The 8145-nt window shown below is 40.7% G+C and carries 3 protein-coding genes and 1 pseudogene; 3 read left to right on the forward strand and 1 reads right to left on the reverse strand.

The annotated features are described in order from the left end of the window. Positions 1-104 precede the first annotated feature (104 nt). From ACE3PQ_RS03785 to ACE3PQ_RS03795, 3 genes are all read left to right on the forward strand, one after another. Complete coding sequence (locus ACE3PQ_RS03785; RefSeq protein WP_374295351.1) at positions 105-2777, forward strand: hypothetical protein; 2673 nt, start codon at positions 105-107, stop codon at positions 2775-2777. Positions 2778-2793: 16 nt separating this feature from the next. Beyond that, positions 2794-5484 carry a hypothetical protein gene (locus ACE3PQ_RS03790; protein WP_374295353.1) on the forward strand — a complete coding sequence of 897 codons (2691 nt, stop codon included), beginning with the start codon at positions 2794-2796 and terminating at the stop codon, positions 5482-5484. 100 nt (positions 5485-5584) lie between these two features. Continuing rightward, positions 5585-8032 (forward strand): hypothetical protein, encoded by a 2448-nt coding sequence (locus ACE3PQ_RS03795; protein ID WP_374295355.1) that lies wholly within the window; start codon positions 5585-5587, stop codon positions 8030-8032. Here the strand turns inward: ACE3PQ_RS03795 and ACE3PQ_RS03800 are convergent. Further along, a pseudogene (locus ACE3PQ_RS03800) lies at positions 8023-8145 on the reverse strand (IS701 family transposase); the annotation flags it as partial. The gene ACE3PQ_RS03795 and the pseudogene ACE3PQ_RS03800 overlap by 10 nt on opposite strands.

Raw genomic sequence — 8145 nt, forward strand, 5'->3', positions numbered from 1 at the left:
TTTGTGTAAATAATGTATATTCAGTCACGTAAAAATAAATTTTTTTGTGGTAATTGTACAATCCTGCAAAACTTTTGAGATCATCTGTTGTGAGCGAGGCCAGCATGGACGACCGATGCAATATTGGAATATTCCAAAAATTTTTTATCATTCCAATCATTGGTTTAATTTTATTGATTGCAAATAGTGCTGTCTACGCTCAGCCAAAAGCAGGTACAACGATCACCAATATTGCAAGTGGTGACTTCTACGATGCACAAGGCAATCTTCAAGTTATCAATTCCAATCCCGTTGTACTTTCTGTACAGCCGATCTACGCATTAACACTGCAAAGCAACCAATCGAATATCGGTACAATTGGAAGTCAACTTGATTTTCCTCATGTATTAACCAATACAGGTAATATTGCTGACGATTATCAATTGAGTTTGGTTCAGTCGGGCAGTGATCAGTTTGATTTAAGTGGTGTAGCAGTCTATATCGACCGTGATCAAAATGGTGTTCCTGATGATAATAATAACTTACTGGCAAATGGCGCAACGATTCGTTTAGAAGCAGAAGAGTCTGCGATGCTTGTTGTGGTGGGTACAATACCTGCGAATCAAACCACTGGAAATATTGCAAACTTTACCCTCACAGCAACAAGTCAATTTAACACAGCGATCAACGCCACTGTTACAGATACAACCAAAGTAATCGATGATGCTGCAATCCATGTCACCAAATCACAAAGTGTGAGTTATGGCAAAACTGGCACAGTGATTACGTATACCTTTAATTATGAAAACACGGGTACAGCAGCAGGGCGTTTATTACTCACAGATACTTTGCCTGTAGATTTAACTTATCAAACAGGTACTGGTAAGTGGAGTAATGGTACAGGTAGTTTGACTGATAATGATGATACAGAAACAGGCAATAATGCTGCAGTAGCTTATCAATTTAATGCTGGCGTGGTTGAGTTTGAGTTTGTGTCTGTTCCTGCTTTAACACGAGGCACGATAAGCTTTGATGTTATGGTGAATGATGATGCAAAAGTAAAAATTGCCAATACAGCAAACTATCAAGTCTTCGATTCAACAAATACAGCGCAGAAAACAACACCAACCAATACAGTGATTTTTACAGTTCAGCATGAATTGGCTGTTGTGATGAATAATACACCATCTGCACCTGATGATAATGGCGATGCAACGAATGCACCTGATAACTTGATTAGTGTTAATAATTCACAGGCTGGTGGTGCGGAAGTCATCTTTGAAAACTATGTATGGAATGTCGGTCAAGCGACAGATACTTATAATCTGACGATTGCTAAAAGTAATGTTCCGAATTGTGCTGTAGTACGTATGTATCATAGCGATGGTCGTACTTTATTAACCGATACAAACGCAGATGGAGTCATCGATACAGGAGCGATGGCTTCTTCAACAAATAAGCAAATCAAATTGGGCGTTTATTTCCCATCAGATTGCGTACTGACTGGAACGATGAACTTTGATATCAAAGCGACTTCAGTAACCAATACTGCAATTACGAATAGCACGCGTGATCAGATCGTTAATGTGGTAATTACTGGTACGAGTGACTTATATAACGCTGAGGATGATTCGGGTCTTAACGTCGGTAATGTTGATAATAATGGTGAAGCGTGGATTACCAAAAGTGGAAGCCGTGGCGGAACGGTGGTGTTTCCATTAGAAATCTTAAATAGTGGCAATTTACCGAATAACTACGAGCTTTTTGCCTCAAGCGTAGCGATAGATGTCACAAATATCACGACAACGATGCCTGCAGATTGGGAGGTCAAGTTCTTTGAAGGTGATCCAACGTGTACAGCTTTGGGTGCTGAGATCACAAACTCAGGAAGTATTCCTGCAGGAACTGCTAAACAATTTTGTGCAGTCGTGACCATTCCACAAGGGACTTCGCTTGATGCACTACCAATTTGGTTTGCGATGAAATCTCCGCTGAATGGTCAAGCAGATAGTGTAAAAGATCAGATTGTGATTCAACAGCTTCGTAATTTGAGCTTGGCGAATGATCAGCAAGGTCAGGTGGCTATTGGTGGTACGATTACCTATCTACATACTTTGCGTAACAATGGTACATATGTAGAGGGTGATGTGGTAGGCGACGTAGTATTTTCTGTAGCGCCTATGGATGTGAATGATCAGTTTATCTATACACTATATTTTGATGCAAATGCTAATGGAGTTTTGGATAGCAGTGATCCATTAGCAAGTGATTTAAATGCGATCATGCCTATGGGCTTGCAGCCAAATGAGTCTATTCAGTTATTATTAAAAGTTGAAGCGCCTAGTAATACCACTAATGGGATGTTGAGTGTTGCGGAATTGATCGTGACTGCCACAGATACAATACAAGGTCTAACTTTACAGCCAATTAAAAATACGGATCAAACAACAGTAGGTGTTTCACAGTTACGTTTATTAAAAGAACAAGCCAAAGATGAGGGATGTGCATGGACTGCGGCTATTGTACCAACTGCTACCTACACCGTAACGCCTCAAGAGATTAAACCAAACCAGTGTTTAAACTATCGTATTACTATTCGGAACGATGGTTATACCGCGGCCACTAATGTGCAGATTAATGATGTTGTTCCGAGTTATACCTTTTTAAGGCCGTTATTGCCACCGTCAGTAAGTCAAGGTAGTGTGACTGTAACAGGTGCGAACATTGTGGGGTCAATGGGTACATTAGAACCTCTTGAGCAGGCAATACTTTATTTCTCAATACGTGTGACACCTTAAAGAGCGGATGAATATCATGGATAAAATGTCGAATTTCAGCCAAGCCCGCCACTATTTCAAGCAAAGTATTTACTTTGCTGTCATAATTTTTGGTGTGCTGTTGAGCACAAATGTATTCGCTGCCAATCAAACCATTATCAGTAATATGGCAATTGGTGAATACACAGAAGAAGGCTCTACAGTAGTTCAAGTCAGCCGTTCGAACTTAGTGCAAACGACGATTTTACCTGTGTATTCTTTCCAGTTGACAGCAGATAACAATAAAAATGTAGTTGCAGGACAGACTGTTTATTTACCACATACTTTAACCAATAATGGGAATTTTCCTGATCAATTCAATTTGTCGAGTTCGAGTTTAGTTGGTGATAATTTTGATTTAACAGGATTGGCAATATATTTGGATGCCAATCGTGATGGTTTGCCTGACTCTTCAACACCGATTACATCTTATGCTTTAGAAGCGGGGCAGTCTGTTGGTTTGTTGCTTGGTGGTGTAGTTCCAAGTAGTGTAACGACTGGTCAGGTGTCTGTATCAGGAATTACTGTAAATTCTGTTAATGGGCAACACGTTGGAACTAATGGTGATACATTGACAGTGACGAATCAATCTGCATTGGTTGTGCGTAAAAAATTCTCAGTAACTGAAACAACAACGGGAAGCGCAGTAACGATTCGTATTGATTATCATAATAATGGTACGGTTACAGGTAATGTGACTTTGGTCGATGTATTAAGTACAGACTTAGATTATTTGGCTGGAAGTGAAAATTGGAATGGAACAGCGGTTAATCCTGCAACAGGTTCAAATGATCCAGTAGGTATTAACTATAGCGTCACCAATGATGTTGTAACTGCTGTTATTACTAGTGTTCCTGCAAATACATCAGGCTTTATTGAGTTCCGTGCAACTGTAGTACGTGCAACCGCTGGTGATATTAGTAATGTTGTATATGTTGCATCTGATCACGATAACTCGACATCAACTGCTAGTATTTCTGATGAATCGAATATCGCTGTCCTACGTGTAGAGCCGATCTATGACGTTGAAATTAATGCGAATTCTAGCTCTGCCAGTGCAAGTGCAGCAGATAACGTATTGACTGCTGCAGGCGTGAGTCAGGGTGGTGTTATTAATTTCACTAACTATGTGTGGAATACAGGTAATACAACCGATCGCTATAACCTCATCATCGCAAATAATACATTCCCAGCGGGCAGTGTGGTTGAGTTTTATCGTGCAGATGGTGTAACGCCACTCCTTGATAGTAATGCTGATGGTGTTCCTGACACAGGTAGCATTGCGCCAAATCAAAATCTTGCAATCGTGGTCAAGGTGCGCCTACCAAGTGACTATGCTGTATCTGCATCAGAAACATATAGCATTACGCCTCAAGCGCAATCAATCAATCAAAGCTCGGTTGTTGATACGGTTGAAGATCGTAGTAGTTTAAATGCGATTACATCTACTCAACTTGTTGATTTATATAACAGTCCAGAAACAACAGCGAATGGTACAGGTAATGGTAATGTTGCTAATGCAGGTGTTGCTTGGAAGACGTTAACAACGAATACAAGTGATGCAGAAGCAGGTTCTACTGTTGTGTTCCCATTAACGGTAAAACACACAGGGACGCCAACAGAATATTTACTCAGTGCTGATGCAGATCAAAACTTTGCTCAAGCAAATCTGCCTGCAGGTGTAAATTCAGTACGCTTTTATCAAACTGCAGATGCAAACTGTACAACTTTAGGTGCTGAAATTGGTAAAACACGCTATCTCAATGATGGTGAAACACAAACTGTTTGTGCTGTTGTGGAAATAAGCCCTGAAGCAGAAACAAGTACGGTGCCAGTATATTTTCGTGCGAGTTCTACAAGTGTCACAAGTACAGATGGAACGACAAATCCGGGCTTCGATACGATCTTGAACCAAATTGCAATTACCAGTGTGGCATCTGAGGCTGAAGTTGAGTTTATGCCTGATCTCAGTGGTCAAGTTGCACCACAAGGGACGATCATTTATAGCCATCTTTTGCTCAATCATTCCGATACAGCATTAGATTCTACGCATGACTTTGTGATTAATAACTCAAATCCTGACTTTAAAGCAGACTTGTATTTGGATAGTAATGGTAATGGTCAGTTTGATAGTGCAGATGTGCTTATTGATAGCATTGCAGATTTGCCAGGTGGCGTCTTAGCTGCGAATACGGAAGTTCGTCTTTTTGTTCGAGTGGAAAATACAGCTGCGAATAACCTTGCACAAACTAATACCACTACAGTGAATTTGGTTGATGCTTCTGATGTAGTCATTGATCAAGTCGTTGATTTAACGACCGTGAATAACCAACAATTGATTTTAACGAAGCTACAAGGTTTGGATGCAAATTGTGATGGTACGGTGGAAGGTGCATACACAAGCAACATTTTGCCAATCGGTAAAAATACGAATGGCTCAGAGCAGTGTGTGCAGTATCGTGTGACTTTAACGAATCAGAGTGCAACACCTTTAAATAGCGTCTTTACTTTCCGTGATCAGACACCAGCGTATACGGTGTTATCTCATGCGCCTAGTTGTGCTAGTTGTAGCTCGATCTCTAGTACAACAGCTGTAGGTAGCGCAGGGAATGTCAGTGGTACTTTGAGCAGTGTGGCAAGTGGTCAGTCTTATGAGTTTAGTTTTGGGGTGCGCTATGTTGCAGAATAATTTTAGGTGCATAAGTATGATTACGTTGAATAGAGCAATGACTTCGTACAAAAAAGCTATATTGATGAGCATGGTAATACTGATGACAATATGCATTAGTATGACAGCTTCAGCGCTACCAAGAACTTTGGAAATATTTTCAGACTCTAGAACATCTGGAGCAACCACGGGACCAACTTCAAGTGCGCAGACACATACATTTCGTTTAAATGCAAATAACCCTACCGATAATAACTATACTACTTATACCCCAACGACGACGGTGACGTACAATATTAGCTCGGTTTACAACTACTCTAAATATTCAAGTGGGAGCTCAAGTACCAATCCTGACTTTACAATGGGCGGTTCAATTAATGCCTCGGGCGACTTTATAACAAGTAGAGGAACGTTCTCGCCCCTGAATACTATTGGTGATCCAATTAATGGGAATTTTTCAGCGTCGATTCAGAATGCACCTACAGGCTGTGCAGGGAATAGTACTAACTGTTCGTCGGGAACTACGGGTGGTATTAATACTTCAAGTAACTATGGAATGGCATTATTTACTTCAACTAGTGGATTGGCAGCAACTAACCAAACGCTAAATGGGCGCCATCGAGTAGGTACAATTACAGCAACTTTTAATCGTGCTGTAACGAACCCTGTACTTCATCTTGCTGGCTTGGGTGGAACTTTTGGTAATCAAGGATTTTCAGCTGAGTTCGACTTGGTAAATAGCGCCTCTGCTACAGGCGTTACAATGTCAAGGCTCTCTGGTAGCTCAGGCTTTTCTGTCACATCGACACGTATTGCAAATAGTAATAGCGTTATTAGTGCAACTACTGGTAGTGGTGGTGCGAGTGGCAGTGTTTATTTGCAAGGTCGACGAATTACATCATTAACATTCGATGTATATTTACATGGTGATGGCAGGGGTACATATTGGCGCCGTTCTGATAATATAGTTGCTGGAGATCTATTCTTTTTTGGTATTTCTAGTCTTGAAGCAGATAATGATGTTTCTATTGTCAAAAGTCAGCGAAAAAGTACCAGTGATAGTTTTGTTCGTACAGCGTTGAATGATGTACCAGTAGATACAGTCATGCAGTATCAGTTATCAGTTGCCAATGGGAGCACTAGTCCGATATACGCAGTTGCTCCTGCGACATTTAGTGATAACATTCCGAGTAATATCACCAATCTGAGTGTTGTCGGCACACCGTCAACTACAGGGACGGGTACAAGTTGTACAGGCAGCTTGTCAGGTAATACTTATTCGGGTGTATTTTCAGGTCCTGTTGGTGGGACATGTACAGTAATAGTTCAAGGCACTGCCACAGCTTTAGGTAGTTTTACCAACACTGCAAATTTGTTTGAAAGTAGTACCGATCCTGATACCACCAACAACAGTAGTTCTGTCAATGCAACTATTATCAATGGTGCAAAAATTAAAATTGCGAAAAGGTCAGTAGGTGGCGTAGGTACATTTAACTTCTCTTCTATCTCAAATTTGCAAAATACAACCACAGATGTCACGTCAACGAGTTTGACGACGACTGTCGCTGGGACTGCTGTAACTTCTGCTCAATTATGGGCTAAGTCCTTAAATACTGCGGTAAATATTACTGAGGGGTCTGTACCTAATTATCAGTTGACGAGTGCAGTATGTACCGATGCCAATAGTGCAACAACGGGGAATACAGGTAATTTTGGTACGCTTGTGAATAATACACTCACGATAGCAGCGGCGAATATTAAAAATGGTGCAGATATTACCTGTACATTTACCAATGAGAAAAAGCGTAATCTAACGATTCGGAAGTCTTGGTCGAATGCCAAGATTAATGATGCTGTAAATATTACAGCGACTGGTTTGACGGATTTTTCAGCGATAGCGCAAACAGCGAGTGAAATTGACTCTGCGGGGGCTAAACTTGCTACGGTTGGTGCGCAAATCACGATTGCCGAATCATTTACGACTGGAAGTTCTGCGAACTATAATGCTTCATTGCAATGTATGACAGAGCGTACGACACCAACAGTAGTTACTGTCACAAATAATCAAATCACAATGCCAGATGAAAATGTAACCTGTACGTATACAAACACAGGTACATTTATTGATCTGAGTATTGTAAAAACTCAACGCGCAGGTACATCAGGTACTTTTACACGAGATCCTGTGGGCATCGTTCCTATACCTTCAGTTGGAAGTACTGTTGAGTATCAGTTGGTCATGACTAATAATGGTCCAACAGCAGTTACTGGGGCGACTTTTTCTGATGCTATACCTTCCCCATTTATCTTTAGTTCGATTGTAAGTCAAACAGGCGGAGGAGGTGCAACAGCTTGTACTGCAACTGAAAATCCAACAGGAAGTAATACCGTCACTGGTACTTTTAGTGGTCCAGTTGGTGCTACTTGTACAGTGGTGATTCGAGCAAATGCTCCTTTTTTAGCTACGCAAGGATCGTATACCAATACGGCAACGATTTCCACGCCAAGTGGTATTAGTGATTCTGACACCACGAATAATAGTATAGGACTTACGCACTATTATTTATAGATTCTCTGTGGTAGGAGATGATTTTTATCGAGAATAAAGTCATCAATGAAGTCTTTGATGATTGGTCTAAATAATTTCTTCTGCCAACGATATACATTTTCAAAGATCCGCTC

The organism is Acinetobacter sp. (genome assembly GCF_041911495.1).
Classification (GTDB): domain Bacteria; phylum Pseudomonadota; class Gammaproteobacteria; order Pseudomonadales; family Moraxellaceae; genus Acinetobacter.